The sequence below is a fragment of the Nocardia halotolerans genome, from assembly GCF_042650145.1.
Classification (GTDB): domain Bacteria; phylum Actinomycetota; class Actinomycetes; order Mycobacteriales; family Mycobacteriaceae; genus Nocardia; species Nocardia halotolerans.
The window spans coordinates 119904-136901 of the sequence record NZ_JBHSDL010000008.1; the positions used below are offsets into that span (position 1 = coordinate 119904).

The window sequence follows — 16998 nt, forward strand, 5'->3', positions numbered from 1 at the left end:
CTTGCGCCGGAATATACGAGCGCTTGAGTGGATAAACCCAGTTCAAACACGTCTTTGGTCCGTCTACGTGCTGACCACTTCGCAGAATCTACTGTGCAACGTGTTACATGTCTAGCGATGACTTACCCCGACACTGCTGATCTGCTCAACCAAAGAGGACGGGCAAGAGGTCGGACCTCGAGGGGCCGCAGGCCAGCCGGCGCGGCGGGTGACGGTTCAGCGTGTCGGGTCGAGCAGGATCTTGGCGTCGTGGGGGTCGTTGCGCAGGCGGTCGAAGGCGTCGGCTACGCCGTCGAGGTCGACTGTGCCGGTGAGTAGTGCGCTGGGGTCGAGGTCACCGGCGACGAGGTGGGCGAACGTCGCGGCGAAGTCGGCGGGTGAGTAGTACAGGGAGAAGCGGATATCGAGTTCTTTGAGAATGCCCTGGGCAGGTTCGATTTCGTCGGGGGCGAGGTTGATCCCGGCGACGACGATGCGGGAGCCGGCGGGGATACCGCTGATGATCTGCTGGATGAGTCCAGGTGCGCCGACGCATTCGAAGGCAACGGTCGGGCGTAGCGGTAGTTGTCCCAGGACAGCGGTGGGTAGAGCCATCCTGGCGGGGTCGTCGGTGGCCGCGGCGGCTGCCAACGCCTCGAAGGGGGAATCCTCGCGGGGGTCGACGACGATATCGGCGCCGAGGCGGCGGGCGAGCTCGCGGCGTTCGGGCGAATAGTCGGAGGCGACGATGGGGCCGAGTCCACGCATTCTCAGGATGGCGATGACGGCGAGCCCGATCGGTCCGCAGCCCACGACCAGCGGGACGGTGTCGGGGCTGGTCTGGGCGCGTTCGATGCTGCGGTAGGCGACGGCCAAGGGTTCGGTCAGGGCGGCGATCTCGGTGGGCAGGTGGTCGGGGACCTCGATCAGCAAGGGTTCGGACAGCACCATCTTCTCGGCGTAGCCGCCGGGGGTCGCGGGTCCACCGAATCCGAGCATGACCGTGGGGTCGCGCAGCAGGATCGGCATCGAGACCACGCGGCGTCCAACGGGGATCTGCTGGGCGGTTTCGGGACCGTAGGACACGATTCGACCGACGAACTCGTGGCCGAACACGACGGGCTGGGACAGATCGAGCAGGTCGATCCCCGCCGCGCCGCGGGTTGCAGCGTTGAACTGGGGTCCGTGTGCGGCGCAGTGCAGGTCCGAGCCACAGATCCCGCAGGCCAACACTTCCACCAGTACCTCTCCGGGGCCGGGAACCGGCTCGGGAACCTCGGCGACCCGCAGCTTCGCATCCTGCATCAGCACCGCACGCATCCGCGCAGTAACGGGTCGATGCCGTGCGGCGAGTTGATCCGGGCTGGAATTGGACGACATAGGTGACTCCTTGCTGGTGACGTAATGCAACCGTGCCCGAACATCGACCTCCAGTCTTGACACTGGAAGACACTTTCTTGACTGTAGGAGACAGACTAGTGGTCCAGCACACAGCTCACTGGCGCGCTTGCGGGGCGGGGTGCTCCGCGCGCCAGCGCTTGCGAAGTGCGGCGGGGCTCGCGCCGAACCAGCGGCGGCACGAGCGGGTCAGCACGCTCTGTTCGGCATAGCCGAGTTCGCGGGCGAGATGGGTCAGGGTGACCCCGGTATCGCGAAGGTAGTGCTGAGCCATCTCACGGCGGACATCGTCGACGAGGGCGGCGAACGTTGTTCCCTCCGCGGCCAGCCGACGTTGGAGCGATTTCGGGTGGATCCTGTACTGCGCGGCGATCACCAGCAGCGTCGCAGCGCCGGCGGGCAGCAGTTGGCGCACAAGTTCCCGGATCGAAGTCCGCATGGCGCGGTCGTGGCGGTCGATAACGGTGTCGAGGTAGGTCAGCACCGCGTAATGGGCCTGCTGGTCCTGCACCAAGGGGCGTTGGAGGTCGCGCATGGGGATCTCGAAACCGGCGCGACGTTGCTCGAATCGGGTGGTACAGGAGAAATACCGCAGGTACTCCTCGCGGGAGGACAGCGGTTCGTGCGGCAGATGCACCACCGTCGGCGAGTATCGCGCTCCCAACATGAACCGGAAGACCTGCAGCGCGACTCCGAGCGACAACTCGATGGTCTGCGGATGGGCCGGCGAGTCGACGAGCAGGACCTGGAACTCGAAGAACGCGACCTCACCCCCCGTCTGCGGTTCCACGTGCACACCGATGGCCGGGCTGTAAGCGGCCAGATAGTGCTCGAAGATCCGCAGCGCCTCGGCCACGGTCGCCGAGGTCCGGGCCGCGACACCTACCGGGCCGAGGATGTCTATCCCCTGCCTGGCTCCCAGGCGTAGCCCGAAATCAGGGGCCGCCGTGGCCGCGGCCGCGGTCTCCATCACGTGCATCATCGCCCGGTAGGTGAAGAACGAGTCGAACCGTCCGATATCGGCGGGCCGGATACCGGCGCGGCGCAGCAACACCTCAGGGTCGCCACCGAGCTCGGCGACCAGCTCCCCGAAACCGGTCAACGACGTGCCGCGGATCACAGACATGTCCTCTACAGTCAATTAATGGTCGTCTATTGTCAAGACTTCGTAGAGCAGAGAAGGGAAGGTGAAGGCAACGCGCGCACTGTGGCGCCGCCCAGGAAAGGAACACCCGATGACCACCTCGATCGTGCCCGGCCCCGCTACAACTGGCAGTGGGGCTCCGCTGCCATTGGTCGCGCTGCCCCAGGGCGAGCTGCTGACTGTGAACGAGAAAGACATCCCGCTGGTGCGTGACGCGCTCGGTCCCGGTGTGCATTTCAAGCCGCTGCGCCTGGATATCGAGAACGGCGAATGGGTCGTGCTGGCGACCTTCGCACCCGGCGCCCGGATCCCACTGCACTACCACACCGGCGTCGTCGACTCCTGGACCATCAGCGGTAGCTGGTACTACGACGAATACCGTGACCAGCCGCAGACCGCGGGTTCCTACCTGTTCGAACCGGGGTCCTCGGTGCACACCCTGGTCTGCCCCGACACCAATACCGAGGACACCGTCGTGCTGTTCCGCATCAGCGGCGCCAACGTGAACTTCAACGAAGACGGCACCTTCCACTCGATCCTCGATGCGGCACTGGTCTCCCACCTCACCCGGACCCTGTCCGCCGAACAGAACCTCGGCTCGGTCGAATACATCGGCGGCGGCGCTGCCCAGGTCACCGGGTCGGCCCCTCGATGAGCGACCACGAACGGCCGACCCCGTCGATGTCGGGTAGGACCGTTCTCATCACCGGCGCGAACGGTTTCATCGGTCGCGCGCTGGCCCAGCGGCTGCGCGAGCTCGGCGCCCGAGTCCGCGGTGTCGATCTCGTCGCCGACCCCGAACACGACGTGGTCGCCGGCGACACCACCGACCCGGGCCCCTGGGCCGACCACCTCGCCGACGCAGACATCGTCATCCACACGGCCGCCCTGCTCGGTGCGGCTTTCCCCCTCGAACAGTCTTGGCGCGTCAACGTCCTGGGCACCAGCCGCGTCCTGCGCGCGGCGATCGCCGCCGACGTGTCCCGCTTCGTCCACTTCTCCTCGGTCGCGGCCTACGGATTCGACTTCCCCGACAATGTGGACGAGACCTATCCCGTTCAGGTCAACGGCGACGTCTACACCGATACGAAGATCAACTCCGAAGCGGTTGTCCTCGCCGCCCACGCTGCCCGCGAGATCGATGTGACCGTGATCCGGCCCGGTGACGTGTGGGGACCGGGCTCGGTATGGGTCCGCTCGCCCCTCACCGAGATGCGCAAGGCCACCGGCTTTCCGCTACCCGACGGCGGCAACGGCATCTTCTCCCCGGTCTACATCGACAACTTCGTCGACGGGCTCGTCCTCGTCCTCGCTTCCGACCGGTCGGCCGGCCAGATCTACAACATCACCGACGGAATCGGCGTGCGCTGCGCCGACTTCTTCGGCGAACTGGCCCGCATGAGCAACGGCACGCTGCGCACACTCCCGATGGGTGTCGCCGCCCCACTCGCCGATATAGCCGGTGCGATTCTGCGCCGGTTCGGCCAGGCCACCGATCTCAGTGCCGGAACCATGGAACTACTCAACCGTCCCGGCACCTACTCCATCGAAAAGATACAGACCAGTCTCGGCTACGGGCCGCGAGTCGGCCTCGACGAAGGTATGGCGCGGGTCCGCGATTGGGCGCGGGCAACAGGTTTGATCGAACCCTGACCGGCAACGGCCCAGTCAACCATTCACTAGCAATCTTCTCACTTCTATGTGCAGGGCGAGTTGGCCGAACGTGCGATCACGGGCAGACAACGACGGCCCGGCCGGGCAGCAGGCAACGTGCGTTCATATATGAGATTCACAGTAGTGTCGTTGTGCGTGGCGCTCACCGCAGCGTGTGCCACCACGGGGACCGGAAACGACGACCCCGAAGGGAGCGCATTGCCTCGATATCACGCACTGGGCAGTCCCACCGATGAGCCGCTGGGCGGCCAGCCGCCCGAGGGCGCGCAGCCCTCGCAGGTCGATTTCGACTATCAGGTGAAATACCAGCGGGCGTTCGAAGCCGTGCTGTGGGCCATGCCCGCCGCCTCGATCCACCGGTTCCGTGCCGCCGCTTTCGAGCACCTCGGTCTGGACAACAACGACATCATCGCCTACTCCGCGGCCGCTACCCCTCGACTCGAGGCGCTGACCGCCAACAGTTCCACCCCCTACATCGCCGCCTACGCCGATCTGCGGCAGGGACCGGTCGTGCTGGAGGTCCCCGCGGCCGGGCCCGATGGGCAGCTCTACGGCCAAGTGGTCGACGCCTGGCAGTCCACGATCGCCGACGTCGGCCCGAAGGGCGCCGATCGTGGCAAGGGCGGAAAATATCTGCTCACCCCACCGGACTACGAACAGCCGGTTCCCGCAGGCTATATCCAGGTACCGTCGCCGAACTACCTTGTCTCGCTGGGCTTCCGGTCAATCGTCATGCCCGGCAAGACCCAGCAGAACGCGGTCGACTTCTCCCACCGGCTCCGGATGTACAACCTGGACGAGGCCGCAAATCCGCCCCAGCAGCGATTCGTCGACCCCGTCGGCGACCGTTATCCGACCACCCCGTTCTACGACGAACGATTCTTCGACGATCTGTACGACATCGTCACCGTCGAACCCGTCCGCCCGATCGACAAGCAGATGGTCGGCAAACTGGAATCGCTGGGTATCGTGCGCGGTCGGCCGTTCGAGCCCGACGACACCGCGAAACGCGCCATGCGCCAAGCCGCCATCGATGCGTGGTACTACCTGCAGAACTATTTCGACCACCTACCCGCGCATCGCTTCTACTGGCCCGACCGCCACTACGCGTCGCTGTTGATGGCCGACAACAAACGCGCTTTCGACTACGAGTACGACGATTCCATCGATATCACCGGCCGCGCCGCGCAATTCATGTGGTGCACCTACGTGCCCGCGGTCCTGGCCGACGACCCGGCCACCCAGTACATGATGGCCATGGCCGATTCGGACGGAAATCTCCTGGAAGCCGGCAAGACCTACAAGGTCGACATCCCGGCGCAGATGCCGGTCGAACAGTTCTGGGCGGTGACCGTCTACGACCGCGCGACCTTCGGATTCATCTACGCCGACCCGCCGCGCACCACACTGTCGAGCTATGACCTGGAGTCGATGCGGAAGAACCCGGACGGCTCGGTGACTCTTTATGTCGGGCCCGCCGCGCCGGATGGCATGGAATCGAACTGGATCCCGACCGCCGACAAGCGTCCGCTACCCGCCGTCCGGTTCTACGGGCCCACCGCAGAATTCAACGACAAAACCTTCAAGATGCCCGATTTCACGCTGGTCCGATAGCAATCGGGACGACGGCCCGGACCGCGCTCCTCCCCAGGCCGGCCGCGTGTATGGCACTCACCGAAAGTGGTTGGCGCGCAGACTGTGTTCGTGAGCGGCGACATCCGGCTGCCGCGCGTCACCAGATCGACGAGTCCCGAGCCAGAAGTGCTGGTCTGCACCGAGTTTGCTGATTCGGGAGTGGCTCGATGATTCGGGATCCCGAGATCTTCGACGAGATGCGCAGCCAGGGCTACTTCAGCTGGTCGATTCCCGAACAGTACGGCGGTTCCGGGCTGACCACCGAAGAGCTGGCCTTGGCCGCGATGGAGTTCTCGCAGTGCTCGCCTGCCTTCCGCGCCCGCGTGGGTACCAACACCGGGATCGGCTCGGAGACGTTGGTCTCGGACGGTACCGATGAGCAGCGCGAGCGCTACCTTCCCGAGCTGGCGAGCGGGGAGATGACCGGCTGTTTCGCCCTGACCGAGCCCGAGGCCGGATCGGACGCGACTGCCCTTCGGACGCGAGCGGTGCGCGATGGTGACGAGTGGGCGATCGACGGTTCCAAGTGCTTCATCACCAACGCTCCGATCGCCGACCTTTTCACGGTGTTCGCCCGAACCAGCGACGGAACCGGTCCAGACGGGATCTCCGCCTTCCTCGTCGAGCGCGACAACCCCGGCTTGGTAGCGGGTCCGGCGGTGCCCAAGATGGGGCAGGCCCAAAGTCGGCTTCGTGGTCGTGCAGGGACAGGGTTTGCACCCACGCGGTCAAGTTCATGGCGAGCGCGACCAACGCCAACCAGATCCGGTTCGCATCGATGGAATGGAACGGAAGATTGTGTAGCCCGGTGTCTTTCGCTGTCCGAATGCGGTCCTCGCAGCGAGCCCGACGGCGGTGACGCAGTTCCAGATCCGGCAGCTGATCTCGAAAAGTACTGGTCACGAACCTGGCCGTGCGCGTCATAGGCCGGTGTCCGATCTCGGTCGGTCAGGTGGGTGTCCATCGCTGTGCCGATGTCGTCGGCGAGGGTGAACCCGATCGCGTACTGCAGTCTGCGTCGGTGGCAGTAGTCGAGGAATTCGTGAGTACCGCCGCCAGAATCGGTGCGGACCAAGACTTTCCGACCAACCCGCCACGACACCTGCCCGGCAGCTGGGCCAAGGCGTCGGCCAGGACCTATTTGTGGTCGGCGGCAGTATTGGAGCCGGCGTTGCCTGGGCGCAGCATCGACGCGGCTGGCTCGCCAGTACCGCCGGGTCCGTGGTCGATGAATGACCACAACGAATGAAACCCGCACCCACGCTTGAACATTGGTGTCGCACGCTGCTTTTCGGAGTGGGCGTCGGTGAGGGTGGCATCGAGATCGATGATCACCGGATTGTCGATGCCGGTCTGGTGATCAACAGCGTTGGATCCAGCCAGTTTCCACGCTCGCGCTCGAGCATCCGCGCGAGCAGCTGTCGTAAGTCGAATTATCGCAGGTCAGAGAACCTTTCGTTATTTTTGTCGCAGGTCAGGCCCTATTTCCATGACGGGCCGAGGCTAGTCGGATTCGCCGGACAGCAAGGAGAACTGTCCGGATTTCAAGAGACCTGCAACGGCGTCCACTTTCGTTCGAGGGCAGGCATAGTCCGGATGAACGCGGAGCACCGCCGCGGCGTCGTGTAGCGCAATCATCTGCTGTTCGGCTTCCGCAGCGCTACGGCCTCCGCTGGTGATGGGGTGGGTGGCCAGCTCCGGCTGCTGCTGATCTATCCGTCCGGTCGACACGGCGTGGGCGATACGCCGCGAACACCGACATCGGGCCTGCTCGTTCGCGTGGCCGCAGGTCGAGGTCAAGAATGCACGTAGGCGTTTTTTGGCCCGCTCGAGACGTTTTCGGTAGGTGGCGGGTGCGAGGTCCAGAATCCAAGCAGCATCGGCGGACCCGACACTGAACACGTCGTCGAGGACGAACGCGATCCGTTCCTCACGGGTCAGGCACTGCAACATCGCTTGGCTGCATTGGAGGCGGACTTCGGTGGCGAGTAGTTCCGCATCAGGTTCGCGGTGGTCGGCTGCCAATCCCTCGGCCAGCGCGTCAGCGAAGGCGTCGAGACTGAGTTGCGCTGCCTCCTGTAGCGATTGCCTCCGTAGATTGAGCAGGTGGTTGACGCCGATGCGGTATGCCCAGGTAAGCAGTTTCGCCTCGCCTCGCCACGTGGCAAGCCGTGTGAACACACGCAGAAGAATCTCCTGTGTGGCGTCCTCGGCGTCGGCGCGCCGACCGGTCATCCGCAGCGCCAGCCGGTAGATCGGATCCTGAAGTCTGCGCATCACCTCGGCGGCCGCGTCGGCGTCGCCGTCGATCGCTTCGGCTACGAGCGCGACTTCGCTCGGGTCGACTGAGTTGAGGCCAGTTGGCGCGGCGTCGGTCATCAATGGATCGTCTACTTGCGGCGGGGTAGGCGCAACGATGTTCATCGGTTCTGTGGTCCGGTGAGGGCGTGACGCTGCAACCATCGGGCGATTGCGGTGCCTATCTCGTCGGGGCGGTCCTCGGCGGCGTGATGTCCGGCCCGGCCGCAAGCGACGATATCCAGTGCCGTGATGTGGTGTCGGCACCAGTCGACCATCGCTTCGTCGATGAGCAGTGTGGGGGAACCTTCGAAGGTCATCAGCAGCTTCGGTGTGCCGGTGCTGGTTGCCAGCCACCGGTCGTAGGCCTCGATGCGAGCGACTAGCTCGGCGGGATCACCGCCGAGCGGCATCTGGCGGGCCCAGGCGAGGATGGGCCGACGGCTGTCGGGCGTCGGGTAAGGCGCGAGGTATGCCTGTAGAGCCACCTCGTCAACGGGATCGAGGACGCCCCCGGTGAAGGCTTGGCGAATGAACAGGTCCTGCTCGAGCACCATCTCCTCGCCGATACCCGGGGTTCGGATGGATTCGGACCGGGCGCGTGCTTGCGGAGAAAGCTCTTCCCATGCCATCGGTTTGACAATGCTCTCGAAGAAGGCCAGCCCACGCACCCTTTCCGGGTGACGGGCCGCCCAGTCGCAGGCGAGCGCGCCGCCCCAGTCGTGGCCGATGAGAACGACGCGGTCGAGGTCGAGGGCGTCGAACCAGGTGTCGAGGTAGCGGGCGTGGTCGGCGAAGGTGTAGCCGATGTCGGGTTTACCGGATTTGCCCATGCCGACAAGGTCCGGCGCCAGCAGCCGCCCGTCAGCGATGTGGGGCAGGATATTGCGCCACACATGCGAGGAGCTCGGGTTGCCGTGCAGGAACACGAGCGGGTTGCCGACGCCGATTTCGGTGTAGGACATGTGTGTGCCGAGAACTTCTGCGGTATTCACTATCTGGCCCTTCTTGTCGGGTGATCCGCATCCGCAAGCGGCGATGGTGATCCCAGCGGCGATACCCCGGAGCAGTGTTCGTCGAGATACCGGCCGACCGGCGTGGGGTGTGTCCAAGCCAAGGTGCCTGTGCATACCGATCCCTTCGCGCCCTTGACGGTGGGCGGGTGTCGATGACTGATACACCTTTTTCGACACCGGAAACCGGCAGCCGTGACACAACACAGCTAGTGATCTGCCTCACCCGGCGACCCGACGGGTGGTGGACAGTGTGATCAGACGAGGGTGGATGGAGTCACGGCGTGTGCGCGCCGACGCCGGGGCCTCGAACAAGCGCCGGTAGTCGCCCTCGCAAAGCGGGCGCGGTGGTGGCGACGATGGTCACGGGCACCGACTAATACTCCAGCCGCACTGAGTTAAGTTGTGCGGAAACAGCTTCCGTCGTATCGATCGGTGCGGACCTGGTCACGTGGGTGGCCGGGCTGGACAACTTGTTCAGGGAGCCACGGGCCGTTTCTGCCGGGCAGAGCCGAGATGGCGGGCCCGCGTGTCCGTGCGCGGCTTGTTGGCGCCGCCGGCCGGGAAGAACGGCTGGACAATTGCCGAAGCCGCCGGTGACCAGACGTCGGATTGGATGCAGTGGCTGTTGAACCCTGCGGCTCGGGATGCCGACGGGTGCGTGACGACGTGCGTGCCTACGCGGTCGAGTACTTGAGTGACCCGGACGGGTGTTCTGGTGGTCGACCGGGTCTGGCAATGGTCGTTGTGGCGGCGTCGGCACCAGTACCGGGCCAAACAGGCCCACTACCAGCGGCGACACCGATTACATCACGAAGTGCGGCTGAAGTACCAGCAGCTGCTGATCGGTCATGGGCCGGGGACTGTAGGACCCGTCAGCGCCCGGAACGCGGCGGCGACGTGGTCGATGCGCGCGTCCTCGAGTTCCGGACGCGGATAGGTGGTGCGCAGAATCGCCTCGCCGTCGAACATGTGGATCAGCGAGGTGGCCAGCAGCCGGGCCGCCTCAGACGAAACGTCGGGGGTCAGCACACTGACCGCGAGCTCGTCCAATTCATCGTAGAGCTCGCGCAGCACCGGCGCGATCCGGAGCCGGAGCTCGGGCTCGGTGCGGGCGGCGACCAGCAGTTCCAGCCAGACGGTGTTGATGTCGCTGCGAATCTGGTTACGCATCAGGTGCATCAGCGCCGCGAGATCGACCGGGTGCGCGACGCTCCCGGGGATGCGCAGCTCGGCGACGACAGCCAGGTGTCGGCGGCTGACCTCGCCCGCCGCCGCCACCACCAGGTCCATGCGCGAATCGAAGTGCCGGAAGATGGCCGCCTTGGAAACCCCCGCGCGACTGCTGATCTCGCCGAGCGAGGTGCTGTGATAGCCGACCTGCTCGATCGCCTCGATGGTGGCCTCGACCAGTTTGGCGATGGTGGCGGCGCTGCGTTCGGCCTGTGTTCGTCGCGCGTTGGTCACTTACCCTCCGGCTCGCAGGAAGCGGCCGGTGCGCCGGACGCCGAGCACCTCGGCGGGTTGCCCTTCGCCGAACACATACTGCCCACCGACGAACACGGCCGAAACGGCTCTGTCGTTCCTGTTGACCATACGAGACAGGTTGCCGTACATCGCGACGGGGGATTCGGCGTAGGCGTCGAGCGAGTCGTCCAGGCCCGCCGGATCGACCACGACCAGGTCAGCGCGGTCGCCCGGGCGCAGATGCCCGGCTGCCACGCCGTACCAGTCCGCGAGTTCGCCGGTGAGCCGATGCACCGCCTGTTCCATGGTCATGAACGGCCTCCCGGTCTGCTCGGCGCGGTGGACGCGGCGCAGGAAACGCAGCCCGAAGTTGTAGAAGGCCATGTTCCGCAGGTGCGCTCCGGCATCCGAGAAGCCCAGCTGCACACCGGGATCGACGCTGAGCCGGTTCAGGATCGCGGGCCGGTGGTTGGAGATCGTGGTGCGCCAGCGCAGCTTGGTGCCGTACTCGACCACCAGGTCCAGGAAAGCGTCGACCGGATGCACGCCGCCTCGGTCCACGCCGACCTCGCCAAAGGTCTTGCCGACGACACTCTCGTCCGGGCAGTCCACGATCTCGGCGTCGAAGAAATCCCGGTGCCAGACCCGGATGCCGAACTTGGCGTCGTAGTCCTTGCGGAAGCGGCGGCGATAGGCTTCGTCGCGCATCAGCGCGTTGCGCTCGACCTGGTCGGCCAGATGTAGCGCGGCCGCCCCGGACCCGAACTCCTCGAAGATGACCAGGTCGATGCCGTCGGCGTAGACCTCGAACGGCACCGGCAGATGCTGCCAGCGGAAATCGCCGTTGAGCGCGTTCGCCGCGCGGGCCAGTCCGCTCATCAGGTAGACGATGAGCGGGCTGGCCTTGAGGTCGGCTGCCGAGATCAGCGTGGTCTTGAGCCGTTTGCGGAACAGGCCCGCACTGGCGAAGATCATCGCGGCCAGCCGCGGTGGATTCTTGATGTCGGGCCCGCCCTGCAGCAGCCGACCGCGCCGGCGCAGAATCGCGTTGAGCCGCCGCCGTTCCCGCCAACCGGCATAGGTCGAGGGCAGCGTCCGCGAGCGCGCTACCTCGCCGTCGAGCTTGTCGAACAGCAACTGCTGCGCCGACATGCCGACGAACCCGGCGTCGAGCGCCTCGATCAGCCAGGCCTCCATCCGCGCCTGTTCGGCGACCGTCGGCCGCACGTCCTTGCGGGTCGCGCGGTCCAAGCCCATGGCCGCGGCCCGGATATCCGAATGCCCGATCATGGCAGCGAGATTCGGCCCCAGCGGCAGGCGCTCCAGGGCTTCGGCGTATTCGCGCGCCGAACTCCAGGACTTGACCTCCTCGACGGTGCCGATGACATGCGGGCGCGGAATCGCCTCGACGCGGCCGAACAGATCACCGGCGTCGGTGGGCTCGACGTGCACCGTCGACAGTGAGCAGGACCCGAGCACGATGGTGGTCATGCCGTGCCGCACGGATTCGGCCAGCGCCGGCTCTTTCAGCACCTCGACGTCGTAGTGCGTGTGGATGTCCAGCATGCCGGGCAGCACCCATCGACCTTCGGCAGGGACGACGTTCGGGCAACCCGTTTCGTCCAGCGGGTCCGCCGAGACCGTGACGACACGATCTCCCTGCAGGCCGAGGTGGCGAATAGCGGACGGGGAACCGGCGCCGTCGAACCAGCGGCCGCCTCTGATGATCGTGTCATAGCTCACAGATAACATTGCAACCGATCGGTCACAAAGTGTCAAGAAGGGGCATCCCGGCTTGGCGTCGGACCGATTCCGATTGTTCGGCCGGAAGCAGACATACAGATGCGGTGTTCGGCACCGGCCGCAGACCACGTCCTCCCGCAGATGAAGGTCCAGCAGGTGCAGCCCACACAATTCCCCGATCCGCACCCCGCCGTCGGACAGCCACGTCACCGCCATCGCAGCTCGCGCCGAATTCACCACTGCCGGAAGCGCTTCCCGCGCGCCGTTGGGCAGCACCTTCGTGCCGTCACCGCAGACCAGTCGGTACCACGCCTTTGTCGGGTGGGTCGACGCGTGGCAGCGAGGCTCATCCCGACCGATGCCCTGTCGTGCGACCGCCAGTGACGGCATCGACGTATCATCGAGCCGGGCCAGGTCGCGGCACAGCGCTTCGCGTGGAATGCGATCGTCGGCGGTCAGCCGGTCGTCCGGATCGCGGTCAACTGGCTGATGGGCAAGCAGAACCTGGAGCCCGCGTGGCGCGTTGCGACTGTTCGCCGAGCGCGGTCGACGCGGTGACCACCGAAGACATCGCGGCGGCCGCCGGGATCGGGCACAGCACCTACTTCCGGTACGTGACGAGCAAAGACGATCTCCTACTCGGCGCTCTGCGCCGGGCGGGCGCCGCCATCTTCGACAGCCTGCGGGCACGGCCCGCCGACGAGGCACCCGAGGCAGCGCTGTGCCAGGCGAGTCTGCGATGGAGCAGCCTGTCGGGCTGCGGCAGAGCTGGTGGGCCCGATGCACCGAGCGGCGCTCCCTCCCGCCGACGCGCCGATCCACCGCGACAACTCACCGCTCGAGTGCCGCACCGAATCTCCGGTGTGCCTCCAGCCTTCGTCAGTTCGATGGTGCGCCAGTGAGCGTTGTCAGCATCCATCGGGCGGCATCGGCTTCGGTGTCGAAGTTCGCCCGCACGTCGAATTGTCCCCGCTCGTAGGCGCCGACCTCCCAGTCATCGTCGGAGCCGGATCGCAAGAACCAGAAGTCGGTGGGCGGTGGACTGGTTTCGTGGACCTCGGCGATCTGAAATGACTCGGGAGGCACGCCGGCGGCTATGAGTGCCGCGGCGAGTTCATGGCGATTCATGGTGGTCACTCCGCTCAAGACGGTCGTTCTTCGACGAGGTAGCCGTTCTGCAGCAACCAGGTGACGCTCAGGGCCGCACCAGCTTCGGGGAGGTAGTTCGACTCCAGTTTGTACTGGGTGCCGCCGCCGGGCTGTTCGAACCACGCCGCGATCGGGCCCGCGTCGACCTGGAACGGTTTGAGCACGCAATACTGGTGGTAGTTGCTCAGCGGTGTGCCGGTCGGGGTGTTCAGGTTCTGCGGCGGTAGGGCGCGGGCAGCAAACGAGTCATCTTGCGGTGCGAGGAATTTGCCGCCCGCATAGCCGAAACGATCGACCCGCTTGCCCGGTGGCAATGCCTGCGGGTGGCGCATGGCGTGTCCGGCACGCACGACGAACCCGTCCTCTGGTGGGTAGATCCACCACCCCTGCTCGGTACGGTACTTCGCGACGAACTGGTCGGCGTCCAAGGCCCCGAACCGCTGATATCCAGTCAGCAGCGGACCGACCGGTGGCTGCGTCGGCAGTGGGTCGGGACCGAGATACTGGCGGTCGTCATCAAAGAAAGTGGTGGTCGCCGGCGCGGTGTCGGGAGTGCCCGGATTGCACGGTCCGGCCGGCTCGGCCGCACCGATGGCCGGTGCCCCGAAGAGCAACGCGACCAGGGTGGAAGCTACAGAGAGAATCGATCTCGAGCGCATGCGAATCGCCTCCTTGATGAAGCGGAACCCCCAGGACGCTCATTACATCATTCTGCGAGGCTGAATCGAGGTTGCGCGATGGCGGTTCGCCCGAATTCGACTATTCCGCGTTGAGGACCTGACGGGCAGCGCGCGGTCGGCCTCTGCAACCGCGCAACTCTAGGCATCCAGACGCTGCCGGTGCTTGCGCGGTAGTGACTGACCCGATCGCGGTGGGGACACGGCCGGGTCGGTTGCGGAACCGCGCCGACCGAAGGCCGGGTCGGTTCCGCAACGCCGCCCGCAGGACTCGTGACGGCCAGGACACGACTCGATCACGTCATCGTCGACTTCTAGGGGTGTCGCCTGTCAAGGGCAGTCGGTGATTCCGTGATGCTGGGATGTCTGCGACAGATGGGTATCGATCCCGACACCAAGACCTCCACCACAACCGAGAAACCGGACTGGACGTACTGCACCTGGCAGGACTCCAAAGCGGTTTGGGCCTACCACCTCGGCATCCACGAGTTTCCCACTCGAGGCCATCAGGAAGACCAGACCCTCAGCCACCGAGACCACGGTGGGCGGGCGCACCGGGATTCAGGACCGCACGGCCGACCGAGAATGCGAGATCGTCCTTACTGCCGGTACCGGCTCGGTCTACATCCGAGCCTCCGACAGCCCTGCGGCACACAACCCACCCGATCCGTGCACCCGCGCACTGGAGGCCGCCAACGTCCTGGTGACCGGCCTGCCCTGAGGCTAGATTTCAGGTCGTACACGACGTGAGTTCTCTCCCCCACCACAGCCCCGATTGCGCCACATCGAAGCCTGCGCAGAACAGCTCAGCCGGCCGAGCTCGTCTGCTCTCACGGCTTTGACCGACAATTTGGTCGCGACATCCTCAGCGACTGCGACTCTGCCACGACGGAAGCGGTGAAACTCGATAACGATCGACTGACCACGAATTTCAACACTCCGCGCTGGCGGGCAAGCGGATTGGAATCCCTGTTCTCCTAATACCTCGTCAGCCCTCGACGAGGGTGATTACGATGGAATCGTAGGCACCGTGGTTGTGCCACCGAATCCTGGCAGCACATATCGAGAAGATCTGTCGTCGATTCGGATTGGCAATCTTGACTCGGGCGGCGAAAAGTGATGTCACCTACCCGGTGTCACCGAGTACTTGCCAGACATCAGGAGGCTGCGTGGAAGGCTCATAGATGCCGTCCACGCAGTTGCCGTGGCGCGGGAATCGCCGGAGGAGATGGGCAGTGAACAGAACGGTCGCCGACTCGGTCTCAGTAGGGCTTCAGGCCGTCGCCGGACTGATCATCGGTGCGGTGTCCTGGACCTCATTCCAGGTCTCGGTTCCCGAAATCGGCCACTGGCTGGTGAACGCTCTCGCCTTGGCACCGATACTCGCGTCGGCGGCGGCAGTTCTGATCCATACCAAAGCACGTCGATTCGCCGTCCTCGGGTGGTCGATAGCCAGCGGCGCGATCGTGTATGGCTACCTGTTCACGCTCTTGGTGTTGATCCACCTCTGACTCCCCCTCGGACAATCCGCCGACCGCCCTCAACCTCACCGAACAACCAGCCCACTTCATCCGCCGTGCCGCTGGTAGCTTGGCCCTGTGCGCCAAGGGCATTCGAAGCTGTCGGTAGCGGCCGTCCTGTTGGCCGCAGTCGTCGGTCTCACCTCGGCTTGTGCGCATACAGTCTCCGGTCAGGCGCAGCCGAAGGTCGGGCTCGCGGTGTGCGACGCGGTTGTCGTGTTCGTGCTCGACGCCTCGTTGTCGATGGAGGCGACCGATGTGACGCCAAGCCGTCTCGCGGTCGCCACGACCGCGGCGAAACAGTACGCGGACCGGCTGCCACCACAGACCCAGCTCGGCCTGGTCACCTTCGCCGGAACCGCATCGGTTCAGGCGCAGCTGTCGGTCGATCGCACCGTGTTCAAGCGGGCTGTCGACGCTGTGCGACTGGCCGAACGCACCGCCACCGGTGAAGCAATCTTCAGCGCGCTCAGCGCGATCGAAGCGCTGCAAGTGGCCACACCGATAGAAGGACCGCGCCGGATCGTCCTGATCTCCGACGGAAAACAAACCATGCCCGCCGAACTCGACGCAGCCCGCGGGGCTTTCACCGCCGCCCGCGAAGCCAAACGGCAGTACGCCAGGATCTCGGCGATTTCGCTGGGAACCAGCAACGGAGCTGTCGAGGTACCCGACGCGAACGGCAGCATTCGAGTTCCGGTACCCACCGACCCGGACTCGTTGCGCGAGATCGGCAGGCTCTCCAACGGCGACTTCCACTCCGTGACAACACTGGCCGAACTGAACGCCGTGCTGGCTGACCTGTCCTGCAACCCCTGACCCGCCACCGAAGAAGGAACATGGGTCCAGCCATCGGCCGGCGTGCGATGAAACCACGCGATCTTGCCGTTGTTCTGGGGCCGGTAGGGCCTCGCCCGTTTCGCGGTGATGGCGCCACTCGCCCACGGCCACCGCGCGGAGTCATCAATTTCATCCCCGTGGCTCGCACGTGCGGGCGAAGTAGGGACACCGACACCGGTCCCGAGCCCGGTCGACCGCCGTCAGACCGGAGCGCGGCACCACATCCCGATCTGCGGTGGCAGTTTCCGCTCGCGGTGGTGCAATCAGCGGCCGACGTCAATGACCACCTCGTGCGTCGACTACCTCCGAACAGCGAACCACTTGATCTCGCCAGAAAAATCGTCAGGTCAGGAAGGAACTAGGTCATGTCTCCCAATCGAGTTCTCGGTTCTCGCCCGATAGATGGCCAGGTCGGGCATCATGTTCGCCGTGGCGGCAACTGTCGGTGATCGGCATCAGGT

Annotated in this window: 15 protein-coding genes and 4 pseudogenes; 10 read left to right on the forward strand and 9 right to left on the reverse strand. The window is 65.4% G+C overall.

Annotated features, from left to right (window positions below):
• Positions 1-216 precede the first annotated feature (216 nt).
• Positions 217-1359 carry a zinc-binding dehydrogenase gene (locus ACFO5K_RS09150; RefSeq protein ID WP_378558958.1) on the reverse strand — a complete coding sequence of 381 codons (1143 nt, stop codon included), beginning with the start codon at positions 1357-1359 and terminating at the stop codon, positions 217-219.
• Positions 1360-1474: 115 nt separating this feature from the next.
• Positions 1475-2503 carry an AraC family transcriptional regulator gene (locus ACFO5K_RS09155; RefSeq protein ID WP_378558961.1) on the reverse strand — a complete coding sequence of 343 codons (1029 nt, stop codon included), beginning with the start codon at positions 2501-2503 and terminating at the stop codon, positions 1475-1477.
• 109 nt (positions 2504-2612) lie between these two features.
• Here ACFO5K_RS09155 and ACFO5K_RS09160 point away from each other — a divergent pair, with 109 nt between their 5' ends.
• From ACFO5K_RS09160 to ACFO5K_RS09175, 4 genes and pseudogenes are all read left to right on the forward strand, one after another.
• Positions 2613-3176, forward strand: a complete 564-nt coding sequence (locus ACFO5K_RS09160; RefSeq protein ID WP_378558965.1) for a 2,4'-dihydroxyacetophenone dioxygenase family protein — start codon at positions 2613-2615, stop codon at positions 3174-3176.
• Positions 3173-4174 (forward strand): NAD-dependent epimerase/dehydratase family protein, encoded by a 1002-nt coding sequence (locus ACFO5K_RS09165; RefSeq protein ID WP_378558969.1) that lies wholly within the window; start codon positions 3173-3175, stop codon positions 4172-4174. The genes ACFO5K_RS09160 and ACFO5K_RS09165 overlap by 4 nt, the downstream gene beginning before the upstream one ends.
• Positions 4175-4303: 129 nt before the next feature.
• Positions 4304-5809: a DUF1254 domain-containing protein gene (locus tag ACFO5K_RS09170; protein ID WP_378558973.1), complete on the forward strand. Its 1506-nt coding sequence runs from the start codon at positions 4304-4306 to the stop codon at positions 5807-5809.
• A gap of 188 nt (positions 5810-5997) precedes the next feature.
• A pseudogene (locus ACFO5K_RS09175) lies at positions 5998-6453 on the forward strand (acyl-CoA dehydrogenase family protein); the annotation flags it as partial.
• A 64-nt stretch (positions 6454-6517) separates the two neighbouring features.
• On the opposite strand, the pseudogene ACFO5K_RS09180 reads toward ACFO5K_RS09175, so the two are convergent.
• From ACFO5K_RS09180 to ACFO5K_RS09190, 3 genes and pseudogenes are all read right to left on the reverse strand, one after another.
• Positions 6518-7249 (reverse strand): annotated as a pseudogene (locus ACFO5K_RS09180) (transposase); the annotation flags it as partial.
• 84 nt (positions 7250-7333) lie between these two features.
• Entirely contained in the window at positions 7334-8209 is an 876-nt protein-coding gene (locus ACFO5K_RS09185) for an RNA polymerase sigma factor (RefSeq protein ID WP_378558976.1), read from the reverse strand.
• Positions 8210-8250: 41 nt separating this feature from the next.
• Positions 8251-9123 (reverse strand): haloalkane dehalogenase, encoded by an 873-nt coding sequence (locus ACFO5K_RS09190; protein WP_378558979.1) that lies wholly within the window; start codon positions 9121-9123, stop codon positions 8251-8253.
• A gap of 449 nt (positions 9124-9572) precedes the next feature.
• Here ACFO5K_RS09190 and ACFO5K_RS27490 point away from each other — a divergent pair.
• Positions 9573-9852, forward strand: a pseudogene (locus ACFO5K_RS27490) (IS701 family transposase); the annotation flags it as partial.
• Positions 9853-9990: 138 nt separating this feature from the next.
• Here the strand turns inward: ACFO5K_RS27490 and ACFO5K_RS09195 are convergent.
• Both ACFO5K_RS09195 and ACFO5K_RS09200 read right to left on the reverse strand, forming a co-directional pair.
• Positions 9991-10608 carry a TetR/AcrR family transcriptional regulator gene (locus ACFO5K_RS09195; RefSeq protein ID WP_378558981.1) on the reverse strand — a complete coding sequence of 206 codons (618 nt, stop codon included), beginning with the start codon at positions 10606-10608 and terminating at the stop codon, positions 9991-9993.
• Complete coding sequence (locus ACFO5K_RS09200) at positions 10609-12351, reverse strand: N-acyl-D-amino-acid deacylase family protein (protein ID WP_378558984.1); 1743 nt, start codon at positions 12349-12351, stop codon at positions 10609-10611.
• Positions 12352-12750: 399 nt separating this feature from the next.
• On the opposite strand from ACFO5K_RS09200, the pseudogene ACFO5K_RS09205 reads away from it, so the two are divergent.
• Both ACFO5K_RS09205 and ACFO5K_RS09210 read left to right on the forward strand, forming a co-directional pair.
• Positions 12751-12870, forward strand: a pseudogene (locus ACFO5K_RS09205) (dihydrodipicolinate reductase); the annotation flags it as partial.
• A 35-nt stretch (positions 12871-12905) separates the two neighbouring features.
• Positions 12906-13253, forward strand: coding sequence for a TetR/AcrR family transcriptional regulator (locus tag ACFO5K_RS09210; protein WP_378559017.1), 348 nt, complete (start codon positions 12906-12908; stop codon positions 13251-13253).
• Here the strand turns inward: ACFO5K_RS09210 and ACFO5K_RS09215 are convergent.
• Complete coding sequence (locus ACFO5K_RS09215; RefSeq protein WP_378558987.1) at positions 13231-13479, reverse strand: hypothetical protein; 249 nt, start codon at positions 13477-13479, stop codon at positions 13231-13233. The genes ACFO5K_RS09210 and ACFO5K_RS09215 overlap by 23 nt on opposite strands.
• Positions 13480-13493: 14 nt before the next feature.
• Positions 13494-14159, reverse strand: coding sequence for a TNT domain-containing protein (locus ACFO5K_RS09220; protein ID WP_378558991.1), 666 nt, complete (start codon positions 14157-14159; stop codon positions 13494-13496).
• A 403-nt stretch (positions 14160-14562) separates the two neighbouring features.
• Between ACFO5K_RS09220 and ACFO5K_RS09225 the strand changes: the two genes are divergently transcribed.
• The 3 genes from ACFO5K_RS09225 to ACFO5K_RS09235 all read left to right on the forward strand — a co-directional run bounded on the left by ACFO5K_RS09225 (position 14563) and on the right by ACFO5K_RS09235 (position 16516).
• Positions 14563-14898: a DUF3558 family protein gene (locus ACFO5K_RS09225; protein WP_378559020.1), complete on the forward strand. Its 336-nt coding sequence runs from the start codon at positions 14563-14565 to the stop codon at positions 14896-14898.
• Between the two features lie 514 nt (positions 14899-15412).
• Entirely contained in the window at positions 15413-15688 is a 276-nt protein-coding gene (locus tag ACFO5K_RS09230) for a hypothetical protein (protein ID WP_378558994.1), read from the forward strand.
• A gap of 87 nt (positions 15689-15775) precedes the next feature.
• The gene (locus tag ACFO5K_RS09235) at positions 15776-16516 is read left to right on the forward strand and encodes a VWA domain-containing protein (protein WP_378558997.1); all 741 of its coding nucleotides are present in this window, start codon (positions 15776-15778) and stop codon (positions 16514-16516) included.
• The last annotated feature ends 482 nt before the right edge of the window (positions 16517-16998 follow it).

Bases quoted from the DNA above. Each gene is read 5' to 3' on its own strand.
- ACFO5K_RS09220 (WP_378558991.1), bottom strand. From the start codon at position 14,159: ATGCGCTCGAGATCGATTCTCTCTGTAGCTTCCACCCTGGTCGCGTTG.
- ACFO5K_RS09150 (WP_378558958.1), bottom strand. From the start codon at position 1,359: ATGTCGTCCAATTCCAGCCCGGATCAACTCGCCGCACGGCATCGACCC.
- ACFO5K_RS09160 (WP_378558965.1), top strand. From the start codon at position 2,613: ATGACCACCTCGATCGTGCCCGGCCCCGCTACAACTGGCAGTGGGGCT.
- ACFO5K_RS09215 (WP_378558987.1), bottom strand. From the start codon at position 13,479: ATGAATCGCCATGAACTCGCCGCGGCACTCATAGCCGCCGGCGTGCCT.
- ACFO5K_RS09170 (WP_378558973.1), top strand. From the start codon at position 4,304: ATGAGATTCACAGTAGTGTCGTTGTGCGTGGCGCTCACCGCAGCGTGT.
- ACFO5K_RS09155 (WP_378558961.1), bottom strand. From the start codon at position 2,503: ATGTCTGTGATCCGCGGCACGTCGTTGACCGGTTTCGGGGAGCTGGTC.
- ACFO5K_RS09165 (WP_378558969.1), top strand. From the start codon at position 3,173: ATGAGCGACCACGAACGGCCGACCCCGTCGATGTCGGGTAGGACCGTT.
- ACFO5K_RS09185 (WP_378558976.1), bottom strand. From the start codon at position 8,209: ATGACCGACGCCGCGCCAACTGGCCTCAACTCAGTCGACCCGAGCGAA.